Raw genomic sequence first — 14,011 nt, 5'->3', positions numbered from 1 at the left:
TCCATGGGTTCCCTCCGATCGGTCGATCTTCTGTCGATCCTTGGTCCAGCTCCGCCGGACATTTGTCGTGGTATAATAATATTTTTGCGGGGTGGCTAGAGTTTTGCGGCGATGGGATCGGGTGTCTCACTCCTGCTCATGTCGGCGGTAACGACGGCTGGCGACGATGGCGGCGAATGTTGGGATATCCTGCACATCGTGCGCTCCGGCGGACACACGCATGATTGTGTCGATGGCTCAGGTGATGGGCTGGATCAGCGTTGGCAGCGTCTGCCTGCTTGTGGGGGGAACGCCGCTCTACATCGCTGTCCCGGAAATCCGCGCCCGCCCGCCAGAACCCAAGCCGGGCCGCTCGGCGGCGATCCCTTCCGATGCGGCGAACAGCGCAGCCTAAGGCCTTGCCCGTTATGGGCGCGCCGCGGATCATAAATCACGCGGCGGTGGAACGTGTCTGACGCATCGGCGGTTGTATCGCTGTTGTCTCAAGGCCGTTTATCGATGCTCGTCTCCGCTCTCGCGTTTGTTCTAATCACCTCCCATCCCGCCGTGGCGCAACCCGCCAAGCCGTTGGTCAAGGCCGCGCAGACCGAGGGCAAGGCGAACGCGGCCACCGCGCCCTTGTCCAATGTCGCCGTGCGGCTGGGTTGCACCGCCTATCCCGACGGTCGTGTCGGCGAGTGCGAGGTGCTGCACGAAACCCGGCCTGGGCTCGGCTTCGGCGAAGCGGCGCTTGCGTTGATGAACGGCGCCACGCTGGAGCACGACGCCGGAGCTTCAGGCGACCGGCCGCACCGCTTCGAGCGCACCATCCAGTTCACGCCCTGAAGCCCGCCGCGCTGGACCTGCATCACCGATATTGATGCAGACACTGTTGCGGATTGTCCTGACACCCTATCTTGGCTCTCGAACCGCGGGCTTGCGGCCCGCCAGCATGAGAGACAGGGACGATGATCGAACGCAGGGCTTTTGACCAACTCGGCGGCGCGGACCATGGCTGGCTGAAGGCCAGGCACCACTTCTCCTTCGCCAACTACTATGACCCTGCCCGCATGAGCTGGGGCGCGCTGCGTGTCTGGAACGACGACGAGATCGCCGCCGGAACGGGCTTTCCACCGCACCCGCACGCCGACATGGAAATCATCACCTATGTCCGCGACGGCGCCATCACGCACCAGGACAGCCTGGGCAACCAGGGCCGGACCGAAGCCGGCGACGTCCAGGTGATGAGCGCGGGCACGGGCGTTAGGCATTCCGAATGGAACGCCGAGGACGTCACCACCCGCATCTTCCAGATCTGGATCGAGCCCACGCGGCGCGGCGAAAAGGCCAGTTGGGGCGCCAAGCCCTTTCCCAAGGGCGAGCGCGCCGGGCAGTTCGTGATCCTGGCCTCGGGCTTCGACGACGACGCCGACGCCTTGCCGATCCGCACCGACGCTCGCGTGGCCGGCGCGACCCTGAAGGCCGGCGAGAGCGCGACCTATCCGCTGGGCGCCGCCCGACGCGGCTATCTGGTGCCCGCCCGTGGCGAGGTCGAGATCAACGGCGTGCGGCTGAACGCCCGCGACGGCGCCGCCATCGCCCAGGAAGACGCCGTCACCGTCACCGCCCTGTCCGACGCCGAGGTGGTGCTGGTCGACGCCGCCTGAGGCTTGGCGAAGCGGCCGGCTTCTCGACGGAGCCGGCCGTCCTAGACCGCCGGCGCCGGCTGTACGATGCCGCGGCAGGATCCAAAGCCGATGGAGACGCGGCCCGGCGCCTGCGCGCGGGCGGACAGGGCGATTTCGTCGCCGTCCTGCAGGAATGTACGCTCGCCGCCGGGGATGCGGATCGGATCGGCGCCGCCGCGCGTGATCTCGATCAGGCTGCCGAAGCCGTCCCGCTCGGGCGCGGAGATGGTGCCGGTGCCGAGCAGGTCGCCGGGGTTCAGATTGCAGCCGTTGGAGGCGTGGTGCGTCACGATCTGGCCGACCGTCCAGTACATGTTGGCGGCCGGACCGTGGCTGAGGCGCACCGGCGCCTGTCCCCCTTCGCGCATCTGCGCGCTGGACAGATGCACCTCCAGTTCGATGGACAGGGCGCCGCTCGCCTGGTCGTCCTCGTCCCAGAGGTAGGGCAGCGGCTGGGGGTCGCCCTCCGGTCGCGGGTCTTGCGCCACAAAGAAGGGCGCCATCGCCTCGATCGTCACCACCCAGGGCGAGACCGTGCTGAGAAAGTTCTTGGCCAGGAACGGGCCCAGCGGCTGATACTCCCACGCCTGCAGATCACGCGCGGACCAGTCGTTCAACAGGCAGAAGCCGGCGATGTGATCCATCGCCCGCTCGATGGGGATCGGCTGGCCCAGATCGTTTCCGGGGCCGATCCACACGCCCAGCTCCAGCTCATAGTCGAGCCGCTTGGCCGGTCCGAAGCTCGGCGCCTCCGCATCCGGCGCCTTGGTCTGGCCGTTGGGCCGGATCACCGGCGCGCCCGACGCCCGCACGGATGAGGCCCGCCCATGGTAGCCGATCGGCACATGCTTGTAGTTCGGCAGCAACGGATTGTCGGGCCGGAACAGCTTGCCGACATTCTCCGCGTGCCGGATGCCGACATAGAAGTCGGTGTAGTCGCCGATCGCGGCTGGCAGGTGCAGGGTGCAGTCGGCCGTGTCATGCAGCAGCGGCTCGACCTGCGACCTGTGCGTATCGTCGCTCAGCAGCTTCGACAGCTGGCGGCGCAGATGAAGCCGTTCCGCCGCGCCAAGGCCCATCGTCCGGTTCAGCGTCGCATCGCCCAGCACCGCCGACGCCGCGCCCTCGATCAGGCCGGCGACCGTCGCTGCGCGCAGGTCCAGGATGCGGTCGCCGATGGCCGCGCCGATGCGCCGCTCATCGGTGTCCACAGGCGAGAACACGCCCAGCGGCAGGTTCTGGATCGGGAAGTCCGGGTGGCCGTTCGCGCTCTCGACCCAGCTGAGGCGGGCGGGATCGTGCGTCTCGTCGACGGTGGGGCGCGTCATCGCGTGGGCTGTCCCTTTTCGAAGTTCGACCAGACGTCGTCATAGTCGAGCTGCATGGTGGGCGTCTCCATGGCCCAGTCGGTCGGCCGGATCACCATGCGGCTTTCGAACATGAAGGCCATGGTGTCGGCGATCCTGTGCGGCTTGAGCTCGGCCCTGATCGCCTTGTCGTAACTGGCCTGATCCGGACCATGGCCGCTCATCTGGTTGTGCAGCGAGGCCCCGCCGGGCGCGAATCCGCCGCCCTCCTTGGCGTCATAGGCGCCGTGGATCAGGCCCATGAACTCGCTCATCACGTTGCGGTGGAACCAGGGCGGACGGAAGGTGTCCTCGGCCACCATCCAGCGCGGCGGGAAGATCACGAAGTCGCAGTTGGCTGTGCCCGGCGTATCGCTGGGGGACGTCAGGACGGTGAAGATCGAAGGATCCGGATGGTCGAACGACACGGTGTTGATCGTGTTGAACCGCCGCAGATCATAGCGATAGGGCGCCAGATTGCCGTGCCAGGCGACCACATCGAACGGTGAATGATCCAGGGTGGTCGCCCACAGCCCGCCCTGGAACTTCTGCACCACCTCGACCGGCCGATCCACATCCTCATAGGCGGCGACCGGCGTCTCGAAATCGCGCGGATTGGCCAGGCCGTTGGAGCCGATCGGACCCAGGTCCGGCAGACGGAACAGGGCGCCGTAGTTCTCGCACACATAGCCACGCGCCTCCCCGCTCAACAGCTCGACCCGGAACCGCACCCCACGCGGGATCACCGCGATCGTCTGCGGCTCGACCTCGATCCCGCCGAACTCGGTGACCAGCCTCAGCGTCCCGTTCTGCGGCGCGATCAGCATTTCGCCGTCGGCGTTGAAGAAGACGCGATCGGTCATGGAGCGGTTGCAGGCGTAGAGATGCACCGCAATGCCGCTGCCCGCGCCCACGTCGCCATTGCCCCCATAGGTGACCAGGCCGTCGATGAAGTCGGTCGGCCCATCCGGCATCGGCAGCGGGTCCCAGCGCATGCGGTTGGGCGACGGCGGACGCTGGAAGGGCGCGGTCTGCAGCCGACTATTGCGCTCAAGCGGCCGGAATGGCGGATGGTTGGCGGTGGGCCTCAAGCGGTACAGCCAAGACCGCCGGTTCTCGGCGCGCGGCGCGGTAAAGGCGGTTCCCGACAGCTGCTCGGCATAGAGGCCAAAGGGCGTGCGCTGCGGCGAGTTGCGGCCCAACGGCAGGGCGCCCGCCACCGCCTCCGACGCGAAATGATTGCCAAAGCCCGGCATGTAGGCTGCGGCCGGTTCGCCTTCGGTCATGGCCGTCTCTCCCGTTAGTATCATTTGCAACCAGACTGAGGATCGTCGACGGTGGTGTCAACGACAACGACGCGGGCGCTGCGATCTCCCCCATGACATCCGATCTGCGCCTGGACGATTTCCTGCCTTACCGCCTGTCGGTCGCGGCCAACCTCGTCAGCGAGGCGGTGGCGGGCGTCTACCGCGACCTGTTCGATCTGCGCATCCCGGAGTGGCGGTTGATCGCGGCCTCGGCCGAGACCGGTCCTGCAACCCCGCAGGCGCTGGGCCAGCGCACCCGCATGGACAAGGTCACCGTCAGCCGAGCCGCCGCCGCCCTAACCGCGCGCGGTCTGTTCCGGCGCGCCCCCAATCCCGACGATCGCCGCTCCCATCTGCTGGTCCTGACATCAGAAGGATCGACCCTCTACGCCGCCATTGCACCCAAGGCGCGTGAGATCGAGGCGCGGCTGTTCGGCGACTTCACGGACGAGGAGCGCAGTCTGCTGCACGCCCTGCTGATCCGCACGGAAGAGGCTGCACTAACGATTTCTTGCTAAATGTTAAGCCCACGACAGAACCATTTCCATCGCTTATCGATTAGGATGGAGCACGCCTGATCACGGGCGCCGGGAGTTCGCCATGTCGGAATCCGCCATCGAACACGTGCTGGGCTGGATCAGTATCGCCAGCATCAGCCTGCTTTTTCTAGGTGTGGCGCTCTATATTGCCATCACCACCGTGCGTGATCGTTCCAAATAGGGTCGGGCGCTTCGCCCGCCGGACCCATTGCGGAGACTGACGGCTGGCCACCGCGTGCGTCAGGCGCCGGTTCCAGGCGTCCCTCTCGACCCTCTATAGACTAGGGCCGGGCCCCATAAACAGGACTCCCGGCGATCGCGGGTTGTGGCTCTCTTCCGTGGAAACAGGAGGACGGACATGGCTTCGGAGTTCTGGCTGACGAATGCGCAGTTCGAGCGGCTTCGGCCGTTGCCGCCGAACACGCCGCGCGGCGCGCCACGGGTGGATGATCGGCGGGTGATCTCGGGCATAGTCCATGTGCTGATCAGCGGGGGACGCTATAGTTATGCATCGCGACGCCTGCTGTTGGATCGTGGAACCCGCCGCGTCATCCCAAACAGCCCTTGTCGCAAGAACCTCCGCCTTCGGCCCGCAAGCCGGTAAGCGCCGAAATCGCGTCGAACGCGCCTTCTGCCGCATCAAGGACTTTCGACGCGTCGATACCCGATACGACAAACTGGCATGCACCTACGCCGCCGCAGTCGCTCTCGCCGCCATCACCTCTTGGTGGTTGTGAGTCCAGGGCCTAAACGATCAGCGGGCGACGGCCTGCTGCGTCTGCTCGGCCTGTCCCTGGTGACGACCCTCGGCGAACTCCTCTATCATCTTGCGATTGAAAGCGGGAATGTCGTCTGGGCAACGGCTGGTGACCAGACCCTTGTCGACCACCACCTCTTCGTTGACGACATTGGCGCCGGCGTTCTTCAGGTCGGTGCGGATGCTCTCGAAGCCGGTCAGGGTGCGCCCCTCGACCACGCCCGCCTCGATCAGCAGCCAGGGCGCATGGCAGATGGCGGCCACCGGCTTGCCGGCCTCGAAGAAGGCGCGCACGAAGGCCACCGCATCCTTGTCGGCGCGCAGCTGGTCCGGATTGGCGACGCCGCCCGGCAGCAGCAGCCCGGTGTAGGACGAGGCGTCCGCATCGGCCACCGCCTTGTCGGCCGTCACCTTGTCGCCGGGCGTCAGATGATCGAAGCCTTGGAACTCGCCGGCCTTCAAGGAGAGAATCTCGACGGTCGCGCCGGCTTCCTTCAGCGCCTTGACCGGCTCGGTCAGCTCCACCAGCTCCACGCCGTCGGTGGCGAGGACGGCGACGGTCTTGCCCGAAAGGGTCTGGGCCATAGTCATTCTCCGTGTTGGGTTGGGAAGGAGGCAGGACAACCCGTGCGCGGACGACAGGTTGCGGCTCCGCTTGGCCTGACGCCACGCCTTCCCATCTGTCTGGCATGTTCACGCGCATCGCCCTTGCCGGCCTGATCGCCGCCGTCGCCTCGCCCGCCCTGGCCCAGACCTGGACGCCCTATGTGTCGCCGTATGGTGGTTATCCGGGAGGCGCGCCGGCCGCCATCGCCGACCAGCATCGCTACGAGACCGAGCGGCTGCGCAGCCAGGCCGAGACGCGCGACCTGTTCGCCCGTCAGCAGCAGCTGGAAACGCAGCTCCGTCGCCAGCGTATCGAGGGCGCCCGCCCCCTGCCCCTGCCGAACGAGCCCGCCTATCGGCCGCTGCGCTCGCCCGAATCGGAACGGACGTTCAGGGAATCCGCAACCGAGCGACGCCAGACGCTGGGCGCCGGCGTGGGACAGATCGACGCCTGGCTGGATCGACGCGCCGAATAGAGCCCGCACGCATCCCTTCGTCGCCGGCCCGCGTTACCGCCGGGCTTGAGCTTGGGAGATGATCGATGCGTTGGCAGGGCGGACGGACGGGCGGCGGGATTGAAGACCGTCGCGGCATGGGCGGCGGCGCCATCGCCGGCGGCGGCATCGGCGTCACCGTGATCGCCCTGATCGGCTATTTCGTCTTCGGCATCGACCCCAACACCACACAGCAGGTCGCCAGCCAGTTCGGCGGCGCCGGCGCCGCCCAGCAGCAGGGCGCGGTCGGCACGCCCCAGGATCAGGCCGGTCGCTTCGTCGATGTGATCGGCGCCAACGTCAACGACGTCTGGACCGCGAAGATTCAGGGCTATCAGCCGCCTAAGACGGTCATCTACGAACAGGGCACGCCGACCGGTTGCGGTTTCGGCCAGTCGGCCATGGGACCCTTCTACTGCCCGACCGACCAGACGGTTTACCTGGACCTAGGCTTCTGGCGCGAGATGGAGACGCAGCTGGGCGCATCCGGCGCCGACTTCGCCCGCGCCTATGTCATCGCCCACGAGTTCGGCCACCACGTCCAGACCCTGACCGGCGCCTCGCAGCAGGTGCGTCAGGCGCAACAGCGCGCGGCGGGCGAGGCCCAGGCCAACCGCTATTCCGTCGCGCTGGAGCTTCAGGCCGACTGCTACGCCGGCGTCTGGGCCGCCAATGCGGCGGCCGTGTCGAACGGGCAGGTGGCGCTGGAAGCCGGCGACCTTCAGGAAGGCATGCGCACCGCCCAGGCCATCGGCGACGACACGCTGCAACGCCGCGGCGGCGGCCGCGTCTCGCCCGAAAGCTTCACCCACGGTTCGTCCGCCCAGCGCGTCGAATGGCTGCAACGCGGCTACCAGTCCGGCGACCCCGCCGCCTGCGACACCTTCCAGGGGCTCTAGCGGCGGCGCGGCGCTCCGACGGTGATGTCCAGCGCCTCCGACGCCAGCAGCCGCGCCCGCCCGAGGTCCATCACCACCTGGCGACCGGCGAAGGCCTCCATGCCCAGCAGGGCGCGAGGAAAGCCGGGCACGGCCACGTCGGCGAAGATGGCGACCTCGGCGTCCTCAACCAGGGTGTCGCCGAAGGTGACGGTGCGGGCGCGCACGATGTCCGCCCGCGTCGAGCCGCCCAGCACGATGCTGGCGCCCTGACGGCTCTCGCGGCCGTCCAAGAGGCCCGCCCCTTCCGCCGCCTCGCGGCTGACGGCCAGCAGCGCCGAGGCGCCGGTGTCGACCACCGCCTGGATTTCCGCGCCCTCGACGGTCACGGCGGCCGAAAGACCCCGGTCGGCGCGGCGCACCTCGATAGATGTCAGGCCCGCCGGCGCCTGGTGATCCTCCTGGCGGCTGAGGCGCAGGCGCCGTCCGACGGTGTCGAGGTCCAGCACCAGTTCGCGTAACACGTCCTGACCCAGGATCAGCGGCGTGCCCAGTCCGCGCTCCGACGCCAGCGGCCCCAGCTGCAGGATCGCGGCGCGCAACCCGTTCAGCCGCAGTTCGCCCACCGCCACATCGACGGTCGCGCCGCGCCCCAGCTGAGGATTGCCCCCGACGCCATAAGCGATCAGCGGCATCGAAAAGGTCTCGGCCACGCCCAGTCCGGCGAACAGGGCCGCGTCGATGACCGAGAACTGCGCCCCGCTGTCGACCAGGGCCGCCACGCGCCGCCCGGCCACCTCGACCTCGACCGTGGGCGTCGGCGCGCGTCGCCGCGCATAGGGCAGCCAGCCGCTGGACCCGCCCTCGGCGTAGCCGATCTGGGGTCCGCGCCAGATCACATTGTCGCGCAGCCACCAGGCCCCGCCGAGGCCGACCCCGAGCAGGCCCAGGCGGACCAGAATGTCGCGTCTTCTCATGCAACAGGACATGGACCTTGCGGTCCCTGCGCGCCAGCGACGCCGATGTCGCAACATTCCACTCAGACGCGCCGGTTTGCGGATGACGGGGCGCCTGTGGGCCGATACCGTTCGACCTGATGACCGTCTCCAGCGCCCACTATCTCTCCACGCGCGGCCAGGCGCCGCGCGCCGACTTTGCGGAGGCCCTGCTGCGCGGCATGGCGCTGGACGGCGGCCTCTACATGCCGGAAGCCTGGCCGACCCTGTCGGCGCAGGCGACGCGCGAAGGCCGCAGCTACAAGGCGATCGGTATGGACGTCCTGCCGGCCTTTATCGGCGACGCCCTGCCTGCCGGCGCGCTGGCGCGGGCGCTGGACACGCTGGTCGCGGGCTTCGACCATCCGGCGGTGACGCCGCTGGTGCAGCTGGAGGACGGGCTGTTCCTGCTGGAGCTGTTCCACGGCCCCACCGCCGCCTTCAAGGACTTGGCCATGCAGCTGGTGGCGTCCTTGGCGGACGAGGCGCTGCAGGCGTCCGGCGAGCGGCTGACCCTGCTGACCGCCACCTCGGGCGACACCGGGGCCGCCGCCGTGCGGGCGTTCGCGGGCAAGGACCGCATCCGCCTGGTGGTGCTGCACCCGCTCGACCGCGTCTCGGCCGTGCAGCGCCGCCAGATGACGACAGTGCAGGCCGACAATGTCCTGAACCTGGCGGTGCGCGGCGATTTTGACGATTGCCAACAGCTGGTGAAGGGGCTGCTCGCCGAGGAGGCCCTGCGCGAACACGGTCGCCTGTCCTCGGTCAATTCGATCAACTGGGCGCGGCTGGCGGGACAGATCCCCTACTATGTCTCGGCGGCGGCGCAGCTGGGCGAGCCCGCGACCTTCGTCGTGCCGACCGGCAACTTCGGCGACGCCTTCGCCGGCGTGGCGACCCGGCACATGGGGCTGGAGACGCACGGCTTTATCGCCGCGGTGAACCAGAACGACGCCCTGGCCCGGGCCATCAACAACGGCGTCTATTCGCGCCGCCCGGCGGTGGAGAGCGGCAGCGTCTCCATGGACGTTCAGGCGCCGTCCAACTTCGAGCGGCTGGTGTTCGAGGCGTCGGGCAGGGATGCGGAGCGCACCCGCGGCGTCTTCGAAACCTTCGCCCGCGACGGCGCTGTCGCCTTCGAGCCGGATCTTCTGGCCTCCCTGCGCGCCGAGGTTTCCGCCGTCTCTATCGACGAGACCGAAACCCGCGCCGAGATCGCCCATGCGCACCAGCGGTGGGGACAGGTCGTCTGCCCCCACACCGCCGTGGCCCTGGCCGCCGCGCGTCGCCATGACCGTGCAAGCGGGCCGGTGATCGCCCTGTCCACCGCCCACGCCTCCAAGTTCGGCGGCTTCGTCTCGCAGATGCTGGGCTTCGAGCCTGAGCCCGCGCCGGTGATCCAGGCTTTGGGCGATCGGCCCGAGCGGCTGACGATCATCGACAAGGCGCCGGACGCGGCGCTTTCGGCCGTCCGCGCCTTCACCGCCTGAACCCTGGGCTGCGTTCGAGCGTTGCCGTTTCCACTAGTTGGTGGAGGCATGCATGCGGCTGCTCGACCTGCTCGCTGATCATCGGCGCCCATGAGCAACGGAGCCTCAGCCTGGCAGTTTCTGCTGGTCGCGGGCGTACCGGCGCTCGCTTCGGTGATCGGCGGCCTTATCGCGCTGAAGCTGAAGACCAGTTCGCTGCTGCTGTCGCTGGCGGTGGGTCTCGCGGGCGGGGTCCTCCTGGGCACGTTCGCCTTTGAAATGTTGCCGGAGGCGCTCGAAATCGTGGGCGTGGCCGGAACCGTGCTCGCCTTCATCGGCGGCTTCGCCTGCGTCTATCTGTTCGACCTGTGGGTCAACCGCTGGCGCACGGCTGGGGACAAGGCGGACCAGAAGCGGCGCGTCGATCGCTTCCACGGCCGCAAGCCGCCGCGCGGCTCTTCCATCTCCGTGCTGGCGGGCGGCACCAGCGGCGAGGAGCTGATCGAGGGGCTCAGCATCGGCGTGGGCCTGGCCATCAACCCGGCGACCGGCCTGATGGTGGCGCTCGCGGTCACCATCGACAATCTGGCCGAGGCGCTCAGCATCGGCGAACTGGCGAGAGCCGACGGAGCCCAAGAACAGGACAAACGCGGCGTCGGAAAACAGGTGCTGGGCTGGACCGGCCTGATCGGCGCAGCCCTGTTCGTCTCGGCAGCGGCCGGCTTCTTTTTGCTGCGCGCCCTGCCCGAGCCGGTGCTTGCGGCGCTGCTGGCGGCGGGCGCCGGCGGCATGTTCTATCTGACGGTGACCCAGCTCGCGCCCGAGGCCCAGTCGCACCAGTACCAGCAGTCGTCGGCGATCGCGATCGCCGCAGGCTTTCTGATCGCCATGGCGCTGGCGAACCTGGGCGGCTAGGCGGCGGCCTCCAGCGTTCGCCATCCATCGAGCCGGCGCAGGAACACCGCGGGATCCTTGGGCGTCACCAGCTTGGTCGGATCATGGAAGATGCGGTCGTGCAGCCGCGTCAGGGTGAACCGCAGCGCCGCCGCCTCGCCGAGGCGCGGCAGAGCCTCCGCCTCCGCCCGCGTCAACGGCCGCACGCTCTCATAGCCGCGCCGAAAGGCCGCGATCGCGTGCGGCTGGACCTCCCCTTCCGCATCAAAGCCCCAGGCCGAAAGGGCGATGGCCAGGTCGTAGGCGAAGGCGTCGGTGCAGCCGTAGTAGAAGTCGATCACGGCGGACACCCGATCGTCTTCGAATAGCACATTGTCCGGAAAGAAGTCGGCGTGGATCGGTCCGCTGGGCAGGTGGCGGGGCAACTCGCCCAAGCGATCCAGCGCCGCGTTGACCCGGTCCAGCAGCCTTCGATCCTCTCCGAACGCCTTTGTCGCACACCGGTCGGCCAGCGCCCGCCAGGCGGCCGGTCCGAGTGGGTTGGCCCGCTGCTCAGGGAAGTCGGCGCCCAGCCGATGCAGTCGCGCCAAGGTCGCGCCCGCCGTCGCCTGCGCCTGAAGGTCAGGCGCGCGCAGCCAGTCGCCCGGCTTCCATTCGACCATGGCCGCATCACGGCCGTTCAAGCGACCCAGCCAGCGCCCCGCCCGATCCGCCATCAGCGTCGCGGCCGGAAAGCCCCGCACCGCCAGATGCGCCGTCAGCCCCAGGCAGAAGGGCAGCACGTCTGCGTCTGTGCGTTCTTCGAACAGGGTCAGCACGAAACGCCCGTGCTCGGTCTCCACCCGGTAGTTGGTGTTCTGGATGCCCTCGGCGATGGGCTCTAGCGCACACAGATCGCCGAGATCGTAGCCGCCCAGAAAGGCGCGCGCGTCCGCTTCGGTCACCGGCGTGAAGACGGCCATGTCGCGCTCCTCTGCTGAAGGCGGCGCCGGTCAGTTCAGACCGGCGTCCGCGCGACGAATTCGCACGATTTCGGCCAGGTCCGCCATCAAGCTTTCCGTCGTGGCCCAGCGTCCAGCCCCTCGTCCCCGGCAGCGCCAGACCCGGCCGTCCACGCCATGCACCTTGAGCGCATTGCCCTCGCCCTTCAGCGACTGGAACAGGGCGTCGTCGGTATCTGTCCGTAGGCGCACGGAGGCGTCCAGCCGATCGCCGTCCCGACGACAGGCGCCGATCTGGCGCAGGGCCGCGTTCGGCCTGGTCTCAGCCGACAGGGCGTCGCGCGGCACCGCATCGGCCTCGGGCGACTGTCCAAACGCTTCATAGGCCAGGAGGCGCACCTTGGCCGCCGCATCCAGTCCCTCCAGATCGGACGAAGGATCCTCTTCGGCGAACCCGGCCGCGCGGGCGTCGGCGAGCGCCTCGGCGAAGGCTGCCCCCTCCCCCAGCCGCTCCAGCATGAAGTTGACGGTGCCGTTCAGCACGGCCTCGAAGCTTTCGATCTCGCCGGCCGCGCGGGCGGCGCGCACCGTCTCGATCATCGGCGATCCGCCGCCGACCGACGCCGACCAGAAGACGCGGCGGCCGTGCGCATCAGCCAGCGCCTGCAGCCCCGCCGGATCGCGACTGACCGCCTGCTTGTTGGCGCTGGCCACGTCGCAGCCGTCTTCCAGCGCGGCGCGGATCACCGCATGGCCCGCCTCGCCTTCCGACAGCGCCTCCAGCAGGATGTCCGGCGCGCGCGACAGCAGCTCGGCGGCGCTGGAGGTGAACAGTTCGGGCGGACAAGGCACGTCGCGCGGCTTCTTGGGATCGCGCACCAGCACGCCGACGACCTGGTAGCGCGGATCGCCCAGCAGCCGGTTCAGCACGCCGCCGCCCACCACGCCGCAGCCAGCGACCGCCACCTTCAGGGGCTGGAGCGCGGGGGCGGGCCCGGGCGGAGCCGAACGTTCGCCGATCACCGTGCCGTCCGCGCGGTCCAGCGCCGCCACCTCGATCTCGACCCCGCGCGCCTCACCCAGGTCGATGGCGTCACGCTGGACCAGCGATCCGCCGAGCCGCCGCGCCACGTCCCACGACGCCCGGCGATAGCGCAGAGCCGGCGCCGCGTGGTCGTTGGGGTCATGGTCGTAGAGGCCGTCGACGTCCTTCACCAGCCGTGCGCGATCCAGACCCAGCTCGGCCGCCAGGAACACCGCCGTCAAGTCCGACCCGCCACGTCCCAGAAGGGCGATCCGGCCGTCGGGCTGCACCGCGCCGAAGCCTGGTACGATCACCGCCTCGTGCCGATCCAGCGCCTGTTTCAGGTGATCGGGGCGCAGGCCGCAGGGCCGCGCATGCTCCGGCTCGCCTTCGGCCACGATCCCGAGTTCCCGCACCGACAGGGCGCAGGCGTCCAGTCCCACCCGGTCGCAGGCGATGGCCACCAGCGCCGCCGCCTTTTCCTCACCCAGCGCCACATAGCCGGGCAGCAGCGCATTGGAATGCGGCAGGCCCAGGCCTCGCGCTTCGGCCAGCAGGGCGTCGGTGTGCCCGGCGAAGGCGGACACCACCGCCACCACCTTCCGACCCGCCCGGACGTGGCCGTAGATGGCCGAGGCGACGCGCGGCGCGTCCTGCGGCCCGCGCAGGATCGAGCTTCCAAACTTCAGCACCACCACCTGTGCGCCCTCGGGCGCAGGCTGGGGTTCGAGAGCATCGGAGACGAGCGCAAGGTTGGCTGAGGCGGACATGGAAGCGGCTTTCGGGATGAGGTCTGAAGAGGTTTGATCAAGAAAAAACCCGCCGGGCGAAGGCGCCGGGCGGGTGGGGTTTTGCGACTTGCCGATCCTGGCGCGCTAACCGTCTCCCGCCCGCGAGGGCATGGTGGTGGCGCCGCCGATAGTCATGCCGAAGCCGGTCGCAGCGAGCGCAGCGGCGGTCCGTTCAGCAGTGAACATGGAACGGAAAGACACGGGGAGGCTCCGGCAAGCAGTTGGCCTAAGCATGTTCGGCGACCCGTATCGCCGTCAAGTGCCGGCGCATGTTTTTTTCGTGACAGCGCCATAAAGCTAGAT

14 protein-coding genes and 2 pseudogenes are annotated in these 14,011 nt (G+C 68.8%); 10 read left to right on the top strand and 6 right to left on the bottom strand.

Annotated elements, in window-relative coordinates; translation table 11 throughout:
* The first annotated feature begins 232 nt into the window (after positions 1-232).
* The 3 genes from KY493_RS00830 (at position 233) to KY493_RS00820 (ending at position 1,646) form a co-directional block, all read left to right on the top strand.
* Positions 233-394, top strand: a complete 162-nt coding sequence (locus tag KY493_RS00830; RefSeq protein WP_219897129.1) for a hypothetical protein — start codon at positions 233-235, stop codon at positions 392-394.
* A gap of 104 nt (positions 395-498) precedes the next feature.
* Positions 499-825 carry a hypothetical protein gene (locus KY493_RS00825; RefSeq protein ID WP_219897128.1) on the top strand — a complete coding sequence of 109 codons (327 nt, stop codon included), beginning with the start codon at positions 499-501 and terminating at the stop codon, positions 823-825.
* A gap of 122 nt (positions 826-947) precedes the next feature.
* Positions 948-1,646 (top strand): pirin family protein, encoded by a 699-nt coding sequence (locus tag KY493_RS00820; protein ID WP_219897127.1) that lies wholly within the window; start codon positions 948-950, stop codon positions 1,644-1,646.
* A 41-nt stretch (positions 1,647-1,687) separates the two neighbouring features.
* Here KY493_RS00820 and fahA read toward each other — a convergent pair whose 3' ends face one another.
* The gene (gene fahA, locus KY493_RS00815) at positions 1,688-2,995 is read right to left on the bottom strand and encodes a fumarylacetoacetase (protein ID WP_219897126.1); all 1,308 of its coding nucleotides are present in this window, start codon (positions 2,993-2,995) and stop codon (positions 1,688-1,690) included.
* Positions 2,992-4,299 carry a homogentisate 1,2-dioxygenase gene (hmgA, locus tag KY493_RS00810; protein WP_219897125.1) on the bottom strand — a complete coding sequence of 436 codons (1,308 nt, stop codon included), beginning with the start codon at positions 4,297-4,299 and terminating at the stop codon, positions 2,992-2,994. The genes fahA and hmgA overlap by 4 nt, the downstream gene beginning before the upstream one ends.
* Before the next feature lie 92 nt (positions 4,300-4,391).
* On the opposite strand from hmgA, the gene KY493_RS00805 reads away from it, so the two are divergent.
* The 3 genes and pseudogenes from KY493_RS00805 to KY493_RS14585 all read left to right on the top strand — a co-directional run.
* On the top strand, positions 4,392-4,838 hold the full coding sequence (locus tag KY493_RS00805) for a MarR family winged helix-turn-helix transcriptional regulator (RefSeq protein WP_255567945.1): 447 nt from the start codon (positions 4,392-4,394) through the stop codon (positions 4,836-4,838).
* A gap of 379 nt (positions 4,839-5,217) precedes the next feature.
* Positions 5,218-5,403: pseudogene (locus KY493_RS14590) on the top strand (IS5/IS1182 family transposase); the annotation flags it as partial.
* A gap of 58 nt (positions 5,404-5,461) precedes the next feature.
* Positions 5,462-5,596: pseudogene (locus KY493_RS14585) on the top strand (transposase); the annotation flags it as partial.
* Between the two features lie 17 nt (positions 5,597-5,613).
* On the opposite strand, the gene KY493_RS00795 reads toward KY493_RS14585, so the two are convergent.
* On the bottom strand, positions 5,614-6,201 hold the full coding sequence (locus KY493_RS00795; RefSeq protein ID WP_219897124.1) for a type 1 glutamine amidotransferase domain-containing protein: 588 nt from the start codon (positions 6,199-6,201) through the stop codon (positions 5,614-5,616).
* 104 nt (positions 6,202-6,305) lie between these two features.
* Here KY493_RS00795 and KY493_RS00790 point away from each other — a divergent pair, with 104 nt between their 5' ends.
* The gene (locus KY493_RS00790; protein WP_219897123.1) at positions 6,306-6,698 is read left to right on the top strand and encodes a hypothetical protein; all 393 of its coding nucleotides are present in this window, start codon (positions 6,306-6,308) and stop codon (positions 6,696-6,698) included.
* 65 nt (positions 6,699-6,763) lie between these two features.
* Complete coding sequence (locus tag KY493_RS00785) at positions 6,764-7,615, top strand: neutral zinc metallopeptidase (RefSeq protein WP_219897122.1); 852 nt, start codon at positions 6,764-6,766, stop codon at positions 7,613-7,615.
* Here KY493_RS00785 and KY493_RS00780 read toward each other — a convergent pair.
* Positions 7,612-8,571 carry an aspartyl protease family protein gene (locus KY493_RS00780; protein WP_219897121.1) on the bottom strand — a complete coding sequence of 320 codons (960 nt, stop codon included), beginning with the start codon at positions 8,569-8,571 and terminating at the stop codon, positions 7,612-7,614. The genes KY493_RS00785 and KY493_RS00780 overlap by 4 nt on opposite strands.
* Before the next feature lie 119 nt (positions 8,572-8,690).
* Between KY493_RS00780 and thrC the strand changes: the two genes are divergently transcribed.
* Together thrC and KY493_RS00770 are read left to right on the top strand one after the other, a co-directional pair.
* Complete coding sequence (gene thrC, locus KY493_RS00775; protein WP_219897120.1) at positions 8,691-10,079, top strand: threonine synthase; 1,389 nt, start codon at positions 8,691-8,693, stop codon at positions 10,077-10,079.
* A gap of 90 nt (positions 10,080-10,169) precedes the next feature.
* Positions 10,170-10,973: a ZIP family metal transporter gene (locus KY493_RS00770; protein ID WP_219897119.1), complete on the top strand. Its 804-nt coding sequence runs from the start codon at positions 10,170-10,172 to the stop codon at positions 10,971-10,973.
* Here the strand turns inward: KY493_RS00770 and thrB are convergent.
* Positions 10,970-11,914, bottom strand: a complete 945-nt coding sequence (gene thrB / locus KY493_RS00765) for a homoserine kinase (protein WP_219897118.1) — start codon at positions 11,912-11,914, stop codon at positions 10,970-10,972. The genes KY493_RS00770 and thrB overlap by 4 nt on opposite strands.
* Before the next feature lie 30 nt (positions 11,915-11,944).
* Positions 11,945-13,687 (bottom strand): homoserine dehydrogenase, encoded by a 1,743-nt coding sequence (locus tag KY493_RS00760; RefSeq protein WP_219897117.1) that lies wholly within the window; start codon positions 13,685-13,687, stop codon positions 11,945-11,947.
* Between the last annotated feature and the right edge of the window lie 324 nt (positions 13,688-14,011).

Origin of the sequence: Brevundimonas sp. PAMC22021 (assembly GCF_019443405.1) — a bacterium.
Classification (GTDB): Bacteria; Pseudomonadota; Alphaproteobacteria; order Caulobacterales; family Caulobacteraceae; genus Brevundimonas.
Note: the sequence above shows the minus strand (reverse complement) of the source record. Positions and strands in the feature narration are given on the sequence as shown.

Bases quoted from the DNA above. Each gene is read 5' to 3' on its own strand.
- KY493_RS00830 (WP_219897129.1), top strand. From the start codon at position 233: ATGGCTCAGGTGATGGGCTGGATCAGCGTTGGCAGCGTCTGCCTGCTT.
- KY493_RS00825 (WP_219897128.1), top strand. From the start codon at position 499: ATGCTCGTCTCCGCTCTCGCGTTTGTTCTAATCACCTCCCATCCCGCC.
- KY493_RS00820 (WP_219897127.1), top strand. From the start codon at position 948: ATGATCGAACGCAGGGCTTTTGACCAACTCGGCGGCGCGGACCATGGC.
- fahA (WP_219897126.1), bottom strand. From the start codon at position 2,995: ATGACGCGCCCCACCGTCGACGAGACGCACGATCCCGCCCGCCTCAGC.
- hmgA (WP_219897125.1), bottom strand. From the start codon at position 4,299: ATGACCGAAGGCGAACCGGCCGCAGCCTACATGCCGGGCTTTGGCAAT.
- KY493_RS00805 (WP_255567945.1), top strand. From the start codon at position 4,392: ATGACATCCGATCTGCGCCTGGACGATTTCCTGCCTTACCGCCTGTCG.
- KY493_RS00795 (WP_219897124.1), bottom strand. From the start codon at position 6,201: ATGGCCCAGACCCTTTCGGGCAAGACCGTCGCCGTCCTCGCCACCGAC.
- KY493_RS00790 (WP_219897123.1), top strand. From the start codon at position 6,306: ATGTTCACGCGCATCGCCCTTGCCGGCCTGATCGCCGCCGTCGCCTCG.
- KY493_RS00785 (WP_219897122.1), top strand. From the start codon at position 6,764: ATGCGTTGGCAGGGCGGACGGACGGGCGGCGGGATTGAAGACCGTCGC.
- KY493_RS00780 (WP_219897121.1), bottom strand. From the start codon at position 8,571: ATGAGAAGACGCGACATTCTGGTCCGCCTGGGCCTGCTCGGGGTCGGC.
- thrC (WP_219897120.1), top strand. From the start codon at position 8,691: ATGACCGTCTCCAGCGCCCACTATCTCTCCACGCGCGGCCAGGCGCCG.
- KY493_RS00770 (WP_219897119.1), top strand. From the start codon at position 10,170: ATGAGCAACGGAGCCTCAGCCTGGCAGTTTCTGCTGGTCGCGGGCGTA.
- thrB (WP_219897118.1), bottom strand. From the start codon at position 11,914: ATGGCCGTCTTCACGCCGGTGACCGAAGCGGACGCGCGCGCCTTTCTG.
- KY493_RS00760 (WP_219897117.1), bottom strand. From the start codon at position 13,687: ATGTCCGCCTCAGCCAACCTTGCGCTCGTCTCCGATGCTCTCGAACCC.